The 19,378-nt window shown below is 38.8% G+C and carries 16 protein-coding genes; 12 read left to right on the plus strand and 4 right to left on the minus strand.

Annotated elements, in window-relative coordinates:
- Positions 1-116 precede the first annotated feature (116 nt).
- The 9 genes from cmk (at position 117) to rffA (ending at position 8,347) form a co-directional block, all read left to right on the plus strand.
- Entirely contained in the window at positions 117-794 is a 678-nt protein-coding gene (gene cmk / locus AC0L7T_RS27245) for a (d)CMP kinase (RefSeq protein WP_473339912.1), read from the plus strand.
- 4 nt (positions 795-798) lie between these two features.
- Positions 799-1,701, plus strand: a complete 903-nt coding sequence (locus AC0L7T_RS27250) for a 4-hydroxy-3-methylbut-2-enyl diphosphate reductase (protein WP_473339913.1) — start codon at positions 799-801, stop codon at positions 1,699-1,701.
- 131 nt (positions 1,702-1,832) lie between these two features.
- The gene (locus AC0L7T_RS27255; protein ID WP_473339915.1) at positions 1,833-3,194 is read left to right on the plus strand and encodes a Na(+)-translocating NADH-quinone reductase subunit A; all 1,362 of its coding nucleotides are present in this window, start codon (positions 1,833-1,835) and stop codon (positions 3,192-3,194) included.
- 3 nt (positions 3,195-3,197) lie between these two features.
- Entirely contained in the window at positions 3,198-4,400 is a 1,203-nt protein-coding gene (locus tag AC0L7T_RS27260; protein WP_473339917.1) for an NADH:ubiquinone reductase (Na(+)-transporting) subunit B, read from the plus strand.
- Complete coding sequence (nqrC, locus tag AC0L7T_RS27265) at positions 4,387-5,154, plus strand: NADH:ubiquinone reductase (Na(+)-transporting) subunit C (RefSeq protein ID WP_473339919.1); 768 nt, start codon at positions 4,387-4,389, stop codon at positions 5,152-5,154. Before AC0L7T_RS27260 ends, nqrC begins: the two co-directional genes overlap by 14 nt.
- A 27-nt stretch (positions 5,155-5,181) precedes the next feature.
- Positions 5,182-5,865 (plus strand): NADH:ubiquinone reductase (Na(+)-transporting) subunit D, encoded by a 684-nt coding sequence (locus AC0L7T_RS27270; RefSeq protein WP_473339920.1) that lies wholly within the window; start codon positions 5,182-5,184, stop codon positions 5,863-5,865.
- A gap of 13 nt (positions 5,866-5,878) precedes the next feature.
- Positions 5,879-6,490: an NADH:ubiquinone reductase (Na(+)-transporting) subunit E gene (nqrE, locus tag AC0L7T_RS27275; RefSeq protein WP_473339922.1), complete on the plus strand. Its 612-nt coding sequence runs from the start codon at positions 5,879-5,881 to the stop codon at positions 6,488-6,490.
- 104 nt (positions 6,491-6,594) lie between these two features.
- A complete protein-coding gene (locus AC0L7T_RS27280) occupies positions 6,595-7,215 on the plus strand; it encodes a DUF502 domain-containing protein (RefSeq protein WP_473339924.1) in 621 nt (206 codons plus the stop codon).
- A 1-nt stretch (position 7,216) separates the two neighbouring features.
- Positions 7,217-8,347 carry a dTDP-4-amino-4,6-dideoxygalactose transaminase gene (gene rffA / locus AC0L7T_RS27285; protein WP_473339926.1) on the plus strand — a complete coding sequence of 377 codons (1,131 nt, stop codon included), beginning with the start codon at positions 7,217-7,219 and terminating at the stop codon, positions 8,345-8,347.
- A gap of 70 nt (positions 8,348-8,417) precedes the next feature.
- Here rffA and AC0L7T_RS27290 read toward each other — a convergent pair whose 3' ends face one another.
- From AC0L7T_RS27290 to AC0L7T_RS27300, 3 genes are all read right to left on the minus strand, one after another.
- Positions 8,418-9,458, minus strand: coding sequence for a PAS domain S-box protein (locus AC0L7T_RS27290; RefSeq protein ID WP_473339928.1), 1,041 nt, complete (start codon positions 9,456-9,458; stop codon positions 8,418-8,420).
- A gap of 168 nt (positions 9,459-9,626) precedes the next feature.
- On the minus strand, positions 9,627-11,891 hold the full coding sequence (locus tag AC0L7T_RS27295; RefSeq protein WP_473339930.1) for a PAS domain-containing sensor histidine kinase: 2,265 nt from the start codon (positions 11,889-11,891) through the stop codon (positions 9,627-9,629).
- A 30-nt stretch (positions 11,892-11,921) separates the two neighbouring features.
- Positions 11,922-12,758: an SMP-30/gluconolactonase/LRE family protein gene (locus AC0L7T_RS27300; RefSeq protein ID WP_473339932.1), complete on the minus strand. Its 837-nt coding sequence runs from the start codon at positions 12,756-12,758 to the stop codon at positions 11,922-11,924.
- Between the two features lie 555 nt (positions 12,759-13,313).
- Here AC0L7T_RS27300 and AC0L7T_RS27305 point away from each other — a divergent pair.
- The 3 genes from AC0L7T_RS27305 to AC0L7T_RS27315 are packed head-to-tail and all read left to right on the plus strand — an operon-like array spanning position 13,314 to position 16,010.
- Entirely contained in the window at positions 13,314-13,781 is a 468-nt protein-coding gene (locus AC0L7T_RS27305) for a RidA family protein (protein ID WP_473339934.1), read from the plus strand.
- A gap of 39 nt (positions 13,782-13,820) precedes the next feature.
- On the plus strand, positions 13,821-14,903 hold the full coding sequence (locus AC0L7T_RS27310) for a bile acid:sodium symporter family protein (RefSeq protein ID WP_473339936.1): 1,083 nt from the start codon (positions 13,821-13,823) through the stop codon (positions 14,901-14,903).
- A 6-nt stretch (positions 14,904-14,909) separates the two neighbouring features.
- Complete coding sequence (locus AC0L7T_RS27315) at positions 14,910-16,010, plus strand: bile acid:sodium symporter family protein (RefSeq protein ID WP_473339938.1); 1,101 nt, start codon at positions 14,910-14,912, stop codon at positions 16,008-16,010.
- Between the two features lie 89 nt (positions 16,011-16,099).
- Here the strand turns inward: AC0L7T_RS27315 and AC0L7T_RS27320 are convergent, their stop codons facing one another.
- On the minus strand, positions 16,100-19,363 hold the full coding sequence (locus tag AC0L7T_RS27320) for a VCBS repeat-containing protein (RefSeq protein WP_473339940.1): 3,264 nt from the start codon (positions 19,361-19,363) through the stop codon (positions 16,100-16,102).
- Positions 19,364-19,378: the final 15 nt, after the last annotated feature.

Raw genomic sequence — 19,378 nt, forward strand, 5'->3', positions numbered from 1 at the left:
GTATCTTCAAAGGGAATAAAAAAACAATTCAAATAAAGCTTCCTGCCAAGAATAGTCATAAATATACTATATTTGCATCTGAAAAGGAAAGCAGTAAGCAATTTCATTTTTCTTTGATGAAAAAAATTATCATTGCCATCGATGGGTATTCTGGATGCGGAAAAAGTACTACAGCTAAAGCAGTAGCAAAAGGCTTGCAATATACCTATTTGGATTCTGGCGCCATGTATAGGGCAGTTACCCTTTATTTTTTAAGACAAAACACAGATCTTACTAATTCAGAAGACATCATAAAAGCCCTTAAGGACATAAAAATCACCTTTCATTTCAATGAAGCAAAAGGAATACAGGAGATTTTCATGAATGGTGAAAATATTGAAGCTGAAATTAGGGGTATGACTGTCTCTTCACATGTGAGTGAAGTGAGCGCATTGGCAGATGTTCGCGCAGCGATGGTAGCCATTCAGCAGAGAATGGGTGTTGATAAAGGAATAGTTATGGATGGTCGTGACATTGGTACCGTCGTTTTTCCGGAAGCAGAACTGAAAATTTTCATGACTGCTGACGCCACTATTCGTGCCGAAAGAAGACAGAAAGAACTCTTGGAGAGAGGGGAAAGAATAAGCTTGGACATTGTTAAGGAAAACCTGGAATCCAGGGATGCATTCGATTCAGGAAGAGCTGTAAGCCCGTTAAAAAAAGCATTGAACGCCATTGAAATTGACACCAGTTATCTTGAATTTAAGGATCAGGTCTCAAAAATAATTGAATTGGCTAAGGAGAGAATGAACTAATTTTATGGAAGTTACTATAGATAAGAATTCCGGATATTGTTTTGGCGTAGAATACGCCATTAAAATGGCTGAGGATGAGATGGAGAGTAGTGCTAAACTTTATTGCCTGGGCGACATCGTGCACAATGCCATGGAGGTCAATCGCCTAAGTCATAAAGGCCTTGTGGTTATTGACAGGGATAAATTGGAGGATTTACATGATTGCAAAGTCCTGATCAGGGCTCATGGTGAACCTCCAGAAACCTATAGGACAGCCATAAAAAACAATATTGAACTAATTGATGCCTCCTGCCCTGTAGTTTTAAAACTACAGCACCGTGTTAAAAGCGCTTTTGATAAAATGGAAAATCAAAATGGTCAAATTGTCATTTATGGCAAAAAGGGTCATGCTGAGGTGATTGGATTAACTGGACAGACGCTTGAAAAAGCAATTGTAGTAATGGATGATGACGATTTAGACCAAATTGACTTTTCCAGGCCAGTCACGCTTTTTAGCCAGACCACCAAGAGCACCAAAGGTTTTTATGCGTTGAAAGCCAAAATTGAAGAAAAAATTAAGGAGGCAAAAGGCATTTTGAATGATATGGATTTCAATGCCAATGATTCTATCTGTCGGCAGGTATCTAATAGAGAGCCACAACTACAGAAATTCTCTGAGGACAACGATGTAATTGTCTTTGTAGCTGGAAAAAAGAGCTCAAACGGTAAAGCGCTTTATCAAGTCTGTAAAAACACCAATAGTAGAAGTTTCTTCGTAGAAAATGAAACTGAAATAAACCTGGAATGGCTAAACCCAGAAGATAAAATTGGTATTTGTGGGGCTACATCCACTCCAATGTGGCTGATGGATCAGGTAAAAGATCATATTTTATCTCTGGATAAAAACAGTATTAAGGCAATCATTTGAGAAGCAGCCCTGCTAATTGGGTTTTATACATAAAAATAGGTAAATAATCGCCGAATTATCTTCTAATAACTAATGTAATTTATTAGATTTGAGGCGTTTTTCATAGGATCAAATAGTTTCAAAAAATAAATATGTCAAAACAAGTCAAGCTTAAAAAAGGGTTTGATATACGCCTGATTGGTAAAGCCGAAAAAAAAGTCGGTGATTACCAACCTGTCAAAACCTTTGCCATCAAGCCCACAGATTTCATCGGAATGCAGCGACCTAAGGTCCTTGTAAAAGAAGGTGATACGGTAAAGGCAGGCACTCCTATTTTAATTGATAAAAAACTGGAAAAGGTGATGTATGTTGCACCTGTATCTGGAGAAATCGTTGAAATAAAACGAGGAGATAAAAGAAAATTATTGGAAATAAAAATCCTAGCTGACGGAGAAATTAATTTTGAAAACTTTGAGAAATTCACTTCCTCAGAAATTAAATCAGCAAGCAAGGAGACCATTATAGACAAACTTACTGCTTCAGGTGTTTGGCCCCAAATAATACAAAGGCCTTATGGAGTGGTAGCTAATCCGGATGATTCCCCGCGCGCCATCTTTATTTCAGGATTCGACACGCATCCTTTGGCCCCAGATTATAATTTCACACTAAAAGGGCAAAGCAACTATTTTCAAGCAGGAATAGATGCCTTAAAAAAACTTACAAAAGGCAAGGTTTATTTGGGTTTGTCTTCCGATGACAAATCTGTTGAATTGGCATCCATCGAAGGTGTTGAAACGACTAACTTTTCAGGCCCCCACCCTTCTGGAAATGTAGGCGTACAAATCCATCACGTTGCACCTATCAATAAAGGCGAAGTTGTTTGGACAATAAATCCTTATGGTGTAATCCAAATTGGCAAACTTTTTATCAATGGAATCTATGACGCTTCAAAATTAATAGCCATCAGTGGCTCTGAAGTAAAAAATCCATCTTACGCACAAACCTATATTGGAAGTTGTGTAGACAGCTACGTAACAGGAAATACCAAAACCAACCACATAAGGGTTGTTTCTGGAAATGTTCTTACTGGAGAAAAAATAAACAATGATGGCTACCTGGGTTTCTATCAACATCAGTTAACAATAATCCCTGAAGGGGACTATTATGAATTTCTTGGTTGGATGAAGCCTACAACAGATAAGCTAAGCTTTCACAAAGCGCTAGGTTTATTGTCTTTCCTATTCCCAAAGAAGGAATATGAATTGGATTCCAATGTTAGAGGGGAACCTAGAGCATTTGTGCAAACAGGCGTTTTTGAAAAGGTCACACCAATGGATATTTATCCTGTCTATCTGCTAAAAGCCATCATGGCCGAAGATTTTGATGACATGGAAGAGCTCGGAATTTACGAAGTTGTAGAAGAGGATCTTGCGTTGTGTGAATTTGTAGATGTTTCCAAACACCCCGTTCAGCAATTAATTAGAAAAGGTATAGAACTTATTCAATACAGTTAAAATATGAAGTTTTTACGAGATCTGTTGGATAAACAGAAACCCTTATTCCAAAAGGGAGGAAAATTGGAGAACCTTTATTACCTGTACGAAGCCGGCGAAACGTTTATGTTTTCACCGAATCATACTACAGCTGCCAAAGGAGCGCAAGTAAAGGACGCCATCGACCTGAAAAGGATGATGATCACAGTGGTTATTGCAATGATTCCATGTTTGTTGTTTGGTATATACAATACCGGGCACATGCACTACTTAGCGGTAGGCGAAGCAGGAACATTTGGAGACAAGTTTGTTTTAGGTTTGACTTTAGTTTTACCAATAGTATTGGTAGCGTACACTGCAGGAGGAATAGTGGAAGCGGTATTTGCAGTAATACGGAAGCATCCGATTAACGAAGGCTTCCTTGTAACTGGTATGTTAATACCTTTAATAGTGCCTGCAACTACTCCTCTATGGCAAGTGGCTTTGGCTACGGTCTTTGCAGTTGTTATTGCGAAGGAAGTTTTCGGAGGTACTGGAATGAATATCCTGAATGTTGCGATGACCGCTAGAGCATTTTTGTACTTTGCCTATCCTGCACAAATTTCTGGTGACCAGGTTTGGACCTATTTGGGAGACAAAATGCCTGTAGATGGCTTTTCAGGAGCAACGGCACTTGCAGTAGCTTACCAATCAGGACAAGACGGCGTAAATGCCGTAGCCAATCTTGCCAGTCACAACGCAGCATTGATGGACAATATGTTTAGCTTTCAAAACATGTTTATGGGATTTATCCCTGGTTCAATTGGCGAAACATCCACATTAATGGTATTGATTGGAGCGGCTATCTTATTGTTTACAGGAGTAGCGAGTTGGAAAATAATTGTAAGTGGTTTTGCTGGAGCATATTTAATGGCTGCAGTAATGCAACTATTGGCAGTAAATGAATTTATGGCCATGCCTGCACATTATCATTTGGTAATGGGAGGTGTAGCATTCGGAATAGTATTTATGGCTACGGATCCAGTTTCTGCCGCACAAACGGAATCAGGAAAATGGATTTATGGTTTACTTATAGGTGTCCTCACGATTATTATTCGGGTAACTAACCCGGCCTATCCTGAAGGCATTATGTTAGCAGTGTTATTTATGAATGTATTTGCACCGCTAATTGATTATTATGTAGTTAAAGCAAACAAGAAAAGGAGGTTACAACGTGCAACAGTCTAACGCTTATATCATTACATTTTCGGTCATTTTGACCGTAGTTTTGGGTTTATTATTATCAGGCACTTCTGAGTTATTAAAACCTATCCAAAAGAAAGCTGAGGAACTTGACACCAAAAAGCAGATTCTCGGTGCGGTTTTGCCCGCGGATAAAATAGCTGAGATGAAACCTGAAGAAGTCAATCAATACTACGCAAGCAGAATATCTTCTACTGTAGTAAACATTGATGGCGAAGAAGTCCAAGAGCAGGATGGTGTAAAAATTACCGCTGAAACAGTAGACGTAGGTAAGAATTATAAAAAAGAACCTGAAGAAAGGTTATTTCCAGTATTTATTTACCTTGAAGAAGGAAGTGAAGACGCTGCTATCGCCTATGTACTCCCTGTTTACGGAAGTGGACTTTGGGATAAAATTTGGGGATATGTAGCCTTGAAAACGGATATGGACACCATAGAAGGTGTTACCTTTTCACATGCAGGGGAAACCCCAGGATTGGGCGCAAGGATTACTTCTTTGGATGTTCAACAGAGGTACAAAAACAAAACCATCTACAATGAAGATGGCGAGCTTGTATCCGTATCCATGCAAAAAGGTGAAGGCAAAGATTATTCCAACGACCCTCACAAAATTGATGGCATGTCTGGTGCAACCATTACCGGAAATGGTGTCAATAAAATGCTTAAAAACTACCTGAATTATTATCAGTCCTACATGGACAAAAAGAAAGAGGGTAGTTCAAAAGTGGCTATGAATTAATTGTGAAAATTTCAATACAAAGAAATTATGAGTACAGAAACCGCTGAAAAAGCAATAATAGTAAAGGATGCAGAGCCTATGTTCTCCAAAAGGAGAAAAAAGCTAATTACTGATCCCTTGGTGGACGATAACCCTATTACCATTCAGGTATTGGGAATATGTTCAGCCTTGGCGGTAACAACGCAGATGCAACCTACCCTGGTAATGGCCTTGTCGGTTATTTTTGTGGTAGTTATGTCTAACCTGACCATTTCCCTACTTAGAAATAAAATACCTGGGAGGGTAAGAATCATTGTTCAACTGGCAGTAGTAGCAACCTTGGTAACTCTGGTAAATGAAGTATTGAAGGCATTTGCTTACGATATGTACAAGGAATTATCCGTTTTTGTAGGCCTAATCATTACCAACTGTATAGTAATGGGACGTTTAGAAGCTTTTGCACTGGGTAACAAACCTTACGATTCAATCTTAGATGGATTTGGAAGTGCCTTGGGTTATTCCTGGATCATCCTTACAGTCGCTTTCTTTAGAGAATTATGGGGCTCAGGTGCAATTTTTGGTATCCCCGTTTTTGATTATGTCTCGGGTTTATTCGGAGAGGACTTCAATCTTGCTACCAATGGCCTTATGGTTTCGCCAGTAGGTGCTTTTATTATTTTGGGATTGTTGATTTGGGTCCAAAGATCCAAAACAGGATATGTAGAACATTAATAAATCAGGAACAATGGAATTATTTAGTTTAGCAATTAGGTCAATTTTTATTGACAATATGGTATTTGCCTACTTCCTGGGTATGTGTTCTTTCTTGGCTGTATCCAAAAAAGTAAGTACGGCCTTAGGTCTGGGAGCTGCTGTTATTTTCGTATTAACAATTACAGTACCTCTTAACTGGTTATTGAATGAATTTGTATTGAAAGAAGGTGCGCTGTCATTTCTTGGTGAATCTTTTGCCACTATAGACCTTACTTTCCTTCGATTCATCATGTTTATTGCCATCATTGCAGCCATGGTACAGTTGGTTGAAATGGTTGTGGAAAAATTTGCGCCTGCCTTATATGGTGCCTTGGGTATTTTCCTCCCTCTTATTGCAGTAAACTGCGCTATCTTGGGTGGATCACTTTTCATGGCTCAAAGAGATTATACGCTTGCTGAAGCAACCGTTTATGGCTTTGGTTCAGGAACTGGATTTTTCCTTGCAATTGTAGCTTTAGCAGCCATCCGAGAGAAGTTGAAATACTCTAATGTTCCAAATGGCCTTAAAGGGCTTGGCATTACCATGCTGATAACAGGTCTCATGGGAATCGCATTTATGTCTTTTATGGGTATTGATTTATAACAATAGGTTAATATTCAATTACGATAATTAATAAAACCCTGTTCTCTTTTTGGTGAGCAGGGTTTTTTGGCTTTTAGAATAAATTAAAACTAACCCAATTTGAGATGTCAAATTTCACTTCAAAACGAATTTTAGGGTATTTCCTAAGGGGCCTTTTATTTGTAGTTCCCTTCTTTTTGACGGCATACATTATTATCATCACTGTTCAATTTCTAGACAATATCATTCCAGTCAATATTCCTGGCCTCGGTATAGTGGTGATGCTCGTCTTTATTACCCTCGTTGGCTACCTAACAAGTATTTTTATTACAAAATCAATTTTTGAAGAGTTAGAAAAGCTAGTATTTAAAATACCCCTGGTAAATATTCTATACACAAGTATTAAGGACCTCATGTCAGCCTTTGTAGGCGATAAGAAGAAATTTAATACCCCTATTGTCGTGAAACTTTCCGACAATATGTCCAGATTGGGTTTTATGACGCAAGACGATTTAAAAGTGATCGGACAAGACGAATTGGTTGCTGTCTACTTTCCTCACTCCTACAATTTTAGTGGCAACTTGTATTTGGTTCCTAGAAAAAATGTGGAGAGATTATACAATGTCAACAGCACCGAGGTCATGAAGTTCATTGTTTCTGGTGGAGTATCTGACTTGCATTATTACAAAAATCCCAAAACACATAAAGTGGAAGAAATGCCTTTTCCGCCTAAAGACGGTATTTAATATGTTTACCATTCCTTTTAACAGCCCTTTTTCGACAGGAAATGAATGGCAGTACATTCAGGATGCATGTAAAGAGGGCAAGTTGGCTGCTGATGGGAAATACACCAATAACTGCCAGCTGTTTTTTGAAAAGAAATATGGGTTTGGGAAAGCCTACCTAACGCACTCTTGTACCCAGGCATTAGAAATGGCTGCATTGTTGATGGATCTTAAACCAGGAGATGAGGTGATCGTCCCCAGCTATACCTATGTGAGTACAGCCAATGCTTTTGCACTTAGGGGTTGTAAGATTGTATTTGCCGATAGCAGGCCAGATTACCCTGGGATAAATGAACATCACATCGAGCATTTGATCACTGATAAAACAAGGGCAATAGTAGCCGTTCATTATGGCGGGATTGCCTGTGACATGGAGTTGCTTACAGAAATTACCAAGAGGTACAATTTATACCTGATTGAGGATGCAGCAGCTGCAATTGACAGTTTCTATATGGGCATTGATAAAAAACAAAAACCATTGGGTACTTTTGGCCAGTTTGCTACTTTTTCCTTTCACGAAACCAAAAACATCAGCTGTGGAGAGGGTGGAATGCTGGTGATCAATGATACCACCTTTATAGAAAAGGCTGACGAAGTATGGAACAGGGGTACCAACAAAAAAGCTTTTAATCGTGGGGAAAGAATTAAATACGAATGGGTAAGACTTGGTAGTGCTTATGCGCCATCGGAAATTAATGCCGCATGGCTATGGGCACAGCTTGAGCAAATGGATGATATTCAGGAAAAGCGAAAGAGCATCTGGAATTGGCACAACAATAATTTGCCAAACCTATTGGATCATTTCGACCTGGACTGGATGAAAATCCCCAACCATGCCATTCCTAATTTTCATTTGTTTTATGGGCTTACAAAAAGCTTGAAGCAACGAGATGCACTACTAAGTTACCTAAGGCAAAGAGGTGTTTTGGCTGTATTTCATTATCAAAGCCTTCATACCAGTCCTTACAATTTAGCACTACCCAGTCAAAGACAGCATTTAATACAGGCTGATAAATACAGTGAGAGATTAATTAGGTTTCCGCTGTACGCAAGTCTGGACACTGAAAATTTGAAAAACCTGATCAGCATCTAAAAATATAATCCGGATTTGACTATACGGGAAAAAGTAAGGTTTTTAAAATGAAAGACTGGCGATAGTACTTTTATATCTCGGAACTTTTGTCGTATTTTTCTTTCATTTTGGCCTCTAAGCTTACCTTATCTGTCTTCTTCACTATATCCCTAATGATTTCATCAAGTTCCTCAGCAGAATCCATTATCATTTTTCGGTAATTTTCCTTTCCGAAATCTTCCTCTAACGTTTCCTCAGCCATTACTAAACTCATCAACCGTGCCAATGGAGCCCTCACTACATGTGATTGCATCCAGGCAATTTCTTGTAATCGTTTATTCTGGTCTTCTATTGCTTTGATGTATTGCATTCGCTCAGTGATGTCATTTGCCAGCACTACCTCTGCCTTTACCCCTTCGTGGTCAATTAAACTACTTTTAATCTCCACAGTTATAATCTCACCATTCTTCTTTTGGTGGGTAAATATTTTGGGACCAGTTCCAACTTTTCCAGCCCTGATACTGTTGATCATTCTTTCCAGTCTTGGTATTTCAAGTTCTGGCCGAATATGCTTAAGATCCATTTGTAAAAATTCCTCTTTGCTATAGCCATAATGATCGATAGCTGCCTTATTGACATCCATAAACTCTAGGGTCAAAAGGTTATAAAGATACATCGGCTGAGGACTGAGATGAAACAACTCTTTGTACTTCAATTCAGAATGTTTCAGTTGTTTCGAAATCCGACTTCTTCCAATGCTATATATAATACTTTTGTAAAGAGAAGTAGGTGATAACTCATCTTTCAATAAGTAATCTGACACGCCCAAAGAAAGCGATTTCATGCCAAATTCTATATTGGAATAGCCTGTAAGGACTACGATACTTGTATCACCAGCGAGTTCCTTGATTTTTAAAATCAAGGCTTCACCTTGCAAATCAGGTAAAGTCAAATCTAAAATTATACCATCAAAACGAAGGTCCTTATCTGTTAGTTTCTTTTGGGCTTCCTCAAAAGTATTTGTGACGGTAAGCTTGAGGTTCAGGATTTTCTCATGAAGGTATTCTTCAATTAAAAAAACATCGCCCAAATTATCCTCAACCAATAATAAATGATACCCTTCCTGATCCATCGTCAAATTCTCTCTAAAAATATTTTCAGATAAAGCCCTTAATTAAATTTTAACTACCTAAAATTAATAACCTTATTAATTACGCCAATTCTTATAATAAATACAATCAATGTGCTTCTTATCTATCAAGAAAACTGAAATTGAATTTCAATTTTCCATTTCTCAAATTTACGAAATTTTCGAAAGAACCTTGGGAACAGTAAAATAAAAGGTAGTCCCTTCCCCTTCTTTTGATTGAAAACCAATACTTCCCCCTAAGTTCTCAATGATTTTTTTACACATGGCCAAGCCTATTCCAGTGCCAGAATATTTGCTCTTGGAATGAAGCCTGGTAAACAAAATAAAAACCCTATCCTGTAAACCCTTCGGAATTCCAATCCCATTGTCTTTTACAGAAAACTCCCAAAACGTATCTTTTTCTTTCGCTGAAATATAAATTTTAGGACTTTTCCCATCCGCTATATATTTAAGGGAATTGTTTATCAGGTTATGAAAGACCTGATGGATGGGGGAAACTGGAATGCGTAATCGTGGAAGTGGGCCAACTTTTATTTCAGCTCCCATTTGCGAAATCAAGGTTTGTTGGAGGTTTAATACATTTGAAACCACTTCTGCAAGATCCGTCTCCTTAACTTTTTCTTCTATTTTCCCTACCCTGGAATAGGTCAATAAATCCATGATAATGGCCCTCATGCGAGTAGCTCCATCCACAACAAAGTACATGTATTTCTTTCCTCTCTCATCCAGAGCATCAGAATAATTTTTTTCCAGAAGGCTCAAAAAACCTGTAATCATACGTAAAGGCTCCTGCAAATCATGCGAGGCAATGTAAGCAAACTGCTCAAGTTCTTCATTGGACTGCTCAAGCTCCATTGCCTTCTTGATCAACTCCTGATTCAAATTCTTTAGATTGGCTTCCTCATTTTTCCTATCCGTCACATCTTTAGTCATGCCTACTAATCCAATAACTTTATTTGAGGCATCTCTAAGGGCGACTTTATTGGTAAGTAACCAAACCAATTTGCCATCTGTATTATGATAGCATTCTTCCATATTCATGACAGATTGTCCCCCCTCAATTATTTGGCGGTCCACTTCAGTCATCTTTTCAGCTACTTTACGGGGAAAATAATCAAACACGGTTTTCCCGAGAGTTACCTCTTCTGATTTAGCTCCAAGAAAGTTCTGATATTGATATTTATTGTTAATGATATGTTTACCATCAATATTTTTTACATAAATATGTATAGGCAAATTGTCAATTATAGTTCTTAACAAATACCGCTCTTTAAAAAGCGATTCCTCCGCTTGTTTCTTCTCAGTAATGTCATAACCTATCCAAATGTACTGGTAAGTGTTCCCCTTATTGTCATTAAATGGTGTAATTACCGTGTCAACCCAAAAAACACCTCCCTGCTTTTTAATGCCCTTAAGTTCTCCCCTCCAGATTTTTCCTTTGGATACAGCAGTCAGACATTCTTTAAGCCCTTCATTTTCCTCGTACAGGGCTTTAGGAAAACTTCCAATTAATTCCTGTGATTGAAATCCCGAAATATCTTGAAATTTAAGGTTTAGGTAGTCGACTTTCTTACTTTGATTTAGGATCATCACCAAGCAGGATTCATCCAGTGCAAATCTATATTCGGAAAGTTCCTTTACGCTTTTCAATAACTGTTCTTCAGCCTCTATTTGATCTGTAGAATCCGTTATCCTTATTATGGAATAATTTCTACCTTCAATGATTATATTTTGCCCGTAAATCTTAGCATAAAAAAGTTCTCCGGTTTTCGTAATGTGCTTGCAAATCCGTCCTTGCTCTCCATTGCCTTTTGAGGCATCTGAAGAAACAAGATAGTCCATCGATGAAACCTCTTTATCTGCCCAGAGATCCTTTATTGTTAAATTCAAAAACTCCTCTTTAGAATAAGCATATTTTAATGTTGTTAGCTTATTACAATCTACTATTTTTAGCGTTTCACAGTCCCAAATAAAAATGGGCATAGGGTGGGATTCAAATAAAAACCTGGAATTGGCACCAGAAATTCCCTCTATTACTGGCTTTTGAATCCTTTGATCATTGGCAGAATAAATGCCTTCAGCGGTACCAATATATCGTACCTTTTTTCCTTCATTAATTGTGCGCCCTTTAATTCTAATGCACGTCTCGTCATTAAGGTATATTGTATCAAAAAATGCCTCCTTTTCATTTATAAGCCTATTAAAATGACTTGCAAGCACCTTCCTATAAGGTGACTGAACCATCTCTAAAAAAGCTGAGAGAGCAATTGAATCAGTATTCCTAATATTAAAATTTTTTTGGCCAAAAGAAGAAAATTTCATCGTGAGGCTACCTGAGTCAATTTCCCAGGCAGCTATATCACAATGTTTCATTACTTCAGATGACCAATGATTATCTGCTTCATAAGCTAGCATTTCACATTTTTACTAGTAAAAAAGGGTTAATTATTTGACAAAGGCTCTTCCAGGCTTTTCAACTAAAAAAGTATCAATATTTCCATTGTCTTGCAACGTAACATATGCCCTTTTACCATCTGGTCCGCCAAATGCAATATTGGATGGTTTATCGCCAGTCATTTTAATTTCCTTAAGTAAGTCTCCCTTTGGGGACAACTTTGCCACCGTACCCTTACCGTGTCTTGTCACATATAGGTCTCCATCGGTATCCACTCTCATGCCATCCATACCAAAATCTTCAAAAGTATGAATCAATCTTTTGTTTGAGATTTCACCCTCATCATTCAAATCATAAGCCCAAACAGTGCGTTGAACAGATTCATTTACATAGAGTGTTTTGTTATCAGGACTCACTTCGATTCCGTTGGTCGTTCCCATATCAGTTTCCAAAAGTACAAACTTCCCATCAAGTCCTACTCTCCAAATTTGGCCTTTGCTATTTTTCCAATCCGGGTCACTGGCAAATACAATGTCATTGTCCATTATGGCAATGTCATTTGGCTGATTCAATTCATCATGATGGGCATAAACAGAAATGGCTAAAGATTCCATGTCCACTTTAAGTACATTATGACCTGTATAATCAGCAATCAACATCTCTCCCTTACTATTGAAACGAATACCATTTCCAGTACTGCCTTCGGGTAGGGTGACAAATAGCGACGCTTTGCCATCAGGTGTTACCTTACCAATAGTCCCTTGCTTCTCAAAATTAACAACATAAAGCACGCCATTTTTGTCAACCGCTGGACCTTCTATACCCCCCGTAAACTCACCATTAGAAGTAAAAGACTGGCTTTTATACAATGTATCTACACTACTCATTTCCTTAATTTCAGTTTCAGTTTCAGATGATTTGGATGAACAGGATCCTGCACAGACTATTATAAGCACAAAGAACCAATGATTAATATGACTTTTTACCATTTCTAAGTATAGGTTAAAAATAAAAATATATGTATTATTCTATGATTACAAGAATTCGAGTAAAATTAATTAGATTTCATGCGAATATATTTATTTTTTGATACAAAAAAGTGTTTTATCCATGACAATTTTTAATGATCATCACTCGAATAAAAGGGCTTTTGAAATATCGTCTAATCCATAATTTTCCTTTAATGTCGCCTGAAAAAGCAGCCCTGACCTACCTCTATCTAAAGATAAAGCCAATAAATACAGTATACAAAGCGAAGTCAAAATAGCTCCCTACTACCAAATAATGGATTGTTTCAGCCAGCCATACGCCTGCTTCTCATTCATCGTTTAAGTCCGCTAAAAAAGTTATCGCCTGTGTTCATCCCATTACATTTGGAGAAAAAATAATATTCCTATATATTCAATGTACACAAAACGAATACTAAACCTATATCTACAATCATGGAAAAGATGAAAAGAAGAAATACGATTAAAAAAATATTTGCTTCACTTGCAGGAGTGGCAGGAATAAGTGCCATAGCAAAAGCCAATACTACTGAATCACAAAACGCTGAAAAAGAAGCATTCAGCATTGTAGAAGAGCAGGATGTACCATTATTTTCTGGTGCCACCAAACAAGGAAATACTGTTTATATCGCAGGTAAAGGAGCCCACTTTGATGGCGATATTAAAGCCCATACTGATCATGTTTTGAAGGAATTGGAAAAAGAACTCAAAAAAGCCGGTAGTTCTATGGATAAAGTGCTTAAAGTAAATGTTTATCTGCATGACTTGAGCGATTATAAAGGAATGAATGAAGTGTTTAGAGGAAGATTTGGTAGTAAGCCCCCAGTTAGGACCACCGTTGCGACTTATGGAGGTGTACCAGGAGACTCTTTAGTGGAAATGGATTGTATTGCTTACATTTAAAGGCCAAATCAAGCTTATAACCCGTTAACCCGATTTACCTTGAAAAAAGAAAAGATTTTCAAATCAATTATTGGAGCAGGCCTTTTGTGCCTGCTCTTAGCTTTAATATTTATTATTCCCGGCAATATTGAGCATGCGGCAATACCTCTCATCCTATTTTTTGTATTAATGGGTATTGGTTTTAGAGGTTTCGAAAAACTCAAAGGCTTTACCTACACAACCATGATTTTTGCAGGTGTTACTGCAGCCATGTACTACCCTGAATATTTTGTGGAGTATAAAGGCTATTCGTACAGTAACTTGATCACTCCCCTTATCCAAATAATTATGTTTGGTATGGGAACATCAATGGCTTTTAAAGATTTTGCAGGTGTGATAAAAATGCCTAAAGGGGTATTTATTGGCTTATTGAGTCAATTTACCATCATGCCTATTACGGGATTTATCCTGGCCAGTATAAGTGATTTTCCCGCAGAAATTGCCGCAGGATTGATTTTAATTGGTTGCTCACCAAGTGGTCTTGCATCTAATGTAATGAGCTACCTGGCCAAGGCGAATTTGGCATTATCGATTACTATTACTGCCATTTCTACGCTTTTAGCACCCTTTTTAACGCCATTGTTAATGAAGTTATTGGCTGGTCAATTTGTGGAGATAGATGTTCTGGACATGATGTGGAGCATTATCAAAATGGTCATCATCCCAATTGGAGCTGGACTCATTTTCAACAAGTTGCTCAGTGGTAAAGCCAAATGGCTGGATGAGGCAATGCCAATCGTATCAATGGCGGGAATAGGTATAATTATCGTTGTTATTACTGCAGCAGGTAGGGATAGCTTGTTGGACATCGGAGGTATGCTAATTGTTCTGGTATTTATCCATAATGTAATGGGATACAATCTTGGATTTTGGATCAGCAAGTGGCTGGGACTTTCGGAAAGAGATGCACGTACTGTCGCTTTAGAAGTAGGCATGCAAAATGGTGGACTGGCCTCGGGCCTTGCCAAGGAAATGGGTAAACTTGCCACCATAGGTTTGGCTCCTGCCGTCTTCGGCCCATTAATGAACATTACCGGATCCGTACTTGCCTCTTATTGGCATAGAAAGCCAATAAAAGAATAGTAACTTTTGAAAAAGCAAGTTCTATTTCGGCTGTTATTGCTATCAGCAATACTGCTACTAATACTTTACATCTACCTGATCCTATCAGGAAATTACGGACCATCAGGTCCATTCCTGATAGGATTTATGGTATTGGTAGGCATCGCTTTTAACTTAAATAAAAAACTTAAGGGCTACACCTATACGGTGATGATATTCGGTGCCGCTACTTTGGCTCTTTACTATCCCCAACCTTTTATTTCTTATAAAGGTTATGCCCTTAGTCAATTGATTACCCCGCTCATTCAATTCATCATGTTTGGAATGGGTACCGCAATGGCGGTGAAGGATTTTGTTCAAATTGGCAAAAATCCCAAAGGTGTATTTATTGGCCTGGTGTGCCAATTGACCTTGATGCCCCTATCAGGATGGGCCATTGCCCACTATAGTGGTTTGCCTGTAGAAATTGCTGCTGGTATCATTTTGGTAGGCTGCTCACCTAGTGGCGTGGCCTCAAATGTAATCAGTTACCTGGCCAAAGCCAACCTTGCATTGTCAATAACAATCACCGCATTGTCAACTTTATTGGCGCCTTTTGCTACCCCATTTCTGATGAAATGGCTCGCAGGTTCAATGATCGAAATTAATGTCGGGGTGATGATGTGGAGCATCGTCAAAATGGTCATTATACCCATTGGCGCCGGCTTATTGGTTAACCACCTCTTCCGAAATAGAATAAGCTTTCTCCAAAAAGTAATGCCTACTCTTTCAATGGTTGTTGTAGCCATTGTAATCGTTCTCATCACTGCATCAGGACGGGACAATTTAATGGATATTGGATTTATTTTACTAGGATTGGTACTCCTCCACAATATCGTGGGCTACCTTCTTGGATATTCCGCAAGCAAAGTTTTGGGCCTTGATGAAAGAGATTCCAGAACCATCGCACTAGAAGTTGGGCTTCAAAATGGAGGAATGGCTGGTGCACTCGCCAAGGAAATGGGTAAATTAGCCACCGTAGGTTTGGCTCCTGCGGTCTTTAGCATCATTATGAATATTACCGGATCCGTACTCGCTTCCTACTGGCACAAAAACGATCCCAAACCAAAAGAAAAAAAGCCGCTTTAGCTTTTCTCTATTGTTACCCATGACAATAGCCATTCCATTACAAATAAGGGTTAATTGCTGGCAATCCTATCTCAAAGTCCGGGTTAAAACTACCGAAGTTTAAATATCCGCACTGCTGAATTGTTAAAGGAATATATAAAGTAGCTTTCCTCGTTAATCTTGATTGTTTTTATATCCCTTACCTCCTCTTGGAAGAATAAGCCAGTTTTCGCAACTGGGATTGACTTTAGCGCAACGTTTTTTTCATCTATACTGAATACAAATCCTGGGTTGGCATCCAACTGCCCTGTACTTACACGCGTCTTGCTAATGTTACCACCAGTTAGTAATATCGATTGATTCTGCTGAGGGATTAAAGCTTTGTTCATTGCAAAAAGAGGGGAAAGCTGGAGCTCCATCGGTAATTTATCTATGGTAAAATTACCCATCCCATCATTAATTAAAGCCAATGAAGACAAGTTGTCTGCCAGAAGCGTGTCGGCTCCACTAAGATCCAATGTACCGAAAAGATCTGCCACGCTTACTTCAGCAAATGATTTGTAATCCATGAATTTGCCTTTCAATTTTGGCAATTGTCCGATTATTTCATCCCTACTAAAGGCAAATGAACTTGTATCTGCCTTATAATAGGTCAGGATTGGGTCTGTTCTTCCATTATTGTCAAAATCTTTATATACAACCTGCAAAGGTTGTTCAGCATTGGCCTTGTAAACCAGGTTCTCTCCATAATTTCCGGCCAAGAGATCCATATCCCCATCTCCATCAAGATCTGTTGGGTACAGGCTTAACCACCATCCCTTTGTTGCCTCGGTTAGTGTTGTATGTTTGGCCACAAATCGCTCTCCTTCCAGGCTATAAATCTGTATTCCCATCCACTCTCCTGCAATAACCAATTCGTTTTTACCATCCCCATTCGTGTCTACAAAACAAGCATCACTCACCAAACCGGGCACCATCAACGCTGGATTGTAGTCCTGTGTGACATCTTTAAAGCTCCCTTTTCCATCATTTTCCAACAAATAACTCCGGGGAGCTTCCGGGTAATTGCCTGGCAGATAACGTCCCCCTACAAATAAATCAGGCAAACCATCTCCATTAAAATCGCTGCTAGCAACTGCTCCACCACTCACAGGCATCTGAGGAAGGGACTCATTGCTTCTTTTGAAATTACCCTTACCATCATTGAGGTATAGCCTGTCTTGGTACATTTCACTTCCTTTGGGATAGTCAGTGCCTCCACTTACTACATATAGATCAAGGTATCCATCTCCATTTGCGTCCAGCCAAACTGCATCAGTGTCAGTAAAACGACTGTCTGCTTCAAAAGCCGTTTGTTTACTTACAGAGAATTTACCTTGGGAATTTTGGACGTATAAAACGGCTGCCTGATCTTTTCCTCCTCCAATATATAGATCTTCCAACAGATCACCATTCACATCAGCTATGGCCAATTTAGGCCCCACAGCGCCCATGCCATTGGGCATTAATCTGTCCTGGGAAAAATCCAGAAAATTGGTTTCTTGATGGGTATATGCAATACCTAAGGCTCCTGTTACTTCTTCCAACAATTTGAACGCCTCTACTTTCGCCGCTTCTTGTATTTTGCCTTCAGACTGATCCAACAGAATTGTTTGGTTAATGGAAACCTGAGCAATGGTTTGGGTTTCACCGGTTGGCCAAAAAACCTGTAGACTATCTATTGTTGTATTTTGACCCAAGCCAAATACCAATTCCTGGTCCACAGAGGATTGATATCCCCTGGTAGGAATTAGCTCCTGATGATACTGGTTTCCATTTGAAAAAATCAAAACTTTAGCGCCTATTCCTCTACTGTTTAAACCTGTTCCTTTTAGCCTTACTTTAAGGAAAGAATGCTTGTAAAGCCTTTCACTATTGTTTCTAAAAACCGTTACAGGGTCATTGGTATGGCAGACGATTAGGTCCAAATCACCATCCCCATCCAGGTCAGCATAAGCGGCTGCATTGGATACCGTTTCTTCCTCAAGTCCCCATTCTTCAGCTTTATTCTCAAATTTTAAGTTACCCTGATTATGGTACAAATAATTGCTAACATAAATGGGAGGCATCTTATCGATCAATTCCATTAATGCTTCTTCTTTTCCAGTTTGATTGGCTTTTATACGCGCATCTACCACATAATTCATAAAGTCCATATCCAGGTAATTGCGTGCGTAACCATTGCTGATAAAAATATCTTTCCAGCCATCATTGTCAAAATCCGCTGCCAGAACGGCCCAACTCCAATCGGTATGGGCAACCCCACTGTATTGGGCAATTTCAACAAAGTTGCCATCTCCTTGATTGAGCTGGAACATGTTACGCATGCTTTGCGGATAAAAACCTTTGTTCAATAATTCACTGTATTTTCCGTAATTCTCCGGCCCAAGCATTGCTTTTTGGTTGAAATTAAACTCCGGCATCATGTCCATGGTGAGTAAGTCTGGCAACAGGTCATTGTTCATATCTGCTGCATCTGCCCCCATGGAGAATAGGGACACGTGTCCCATATGGCCTCTTAACGCTTCTTTAAAAGTGCCATCTTTTTGGTTATAATAGAGGTAATCTTCTTCGTTATAGTCATTGCTAACATAGATATCAAGCCAACCATCATTGTCATAATCGCTTACCGTGACGGCAAGGCCGAAGCCCAAAACATTCTCAATAATACCACTTTCTTTGGTAACGTCTATAAATTGGCCATTGTCATTTCTATACAATCTATCACCTAAAAAATCTCCTGTTCTGGTTTTAAAAGAACCATCAATTCTGCTAAAGCCAGCATATTCCTGGGTAGAATGGTTGAGAAGGAACATGTCCAAATCTCCATCATTGTCATAGTCAAAAAAGGAAGCCTGCGTTGAATATCCAGGATCATCTAAACCGTAATCTTTGGCAGCTTCTATGAAAGTGAGATCACCTTGATTGATATACAGCTGGTTTATTCGTTTGTCAGGATCCTTCGCTGCTGATCTGCAAATATAAATATCTAAAAGTCCATCGCCATTTACATCGGCCATGGTGGTGCCGGTGTTCCATAATCCTTCAGCCCCAACACCTGCTGCAGTAGTAATGTCTTCGAATTCGAAATTGCCTTTATTTAAATAAAGTTTGCTGGCCATCATATTACCAGTAAAGTAAATGTCTGGCAAACCGTCATTGTTTATATCGCCAACAGCTACTCCTCCACCCTGATAAAAATAACCATAGGTAAGCACATTAAAGGCATCTGATTCCTTTACCAGGTTTTTAAATGCTATTCCTGATGAAGCCGATGAAACTTTTGTAAACAAAGCATTTGGGTCCTCCTGTTGACAGGAAAAAATGAAAGCCATTAAAAAAAAACTTAA

It is taken from the genome of Cyclobacterium sp. 10D3-21 (assembly GCF_055809755.1).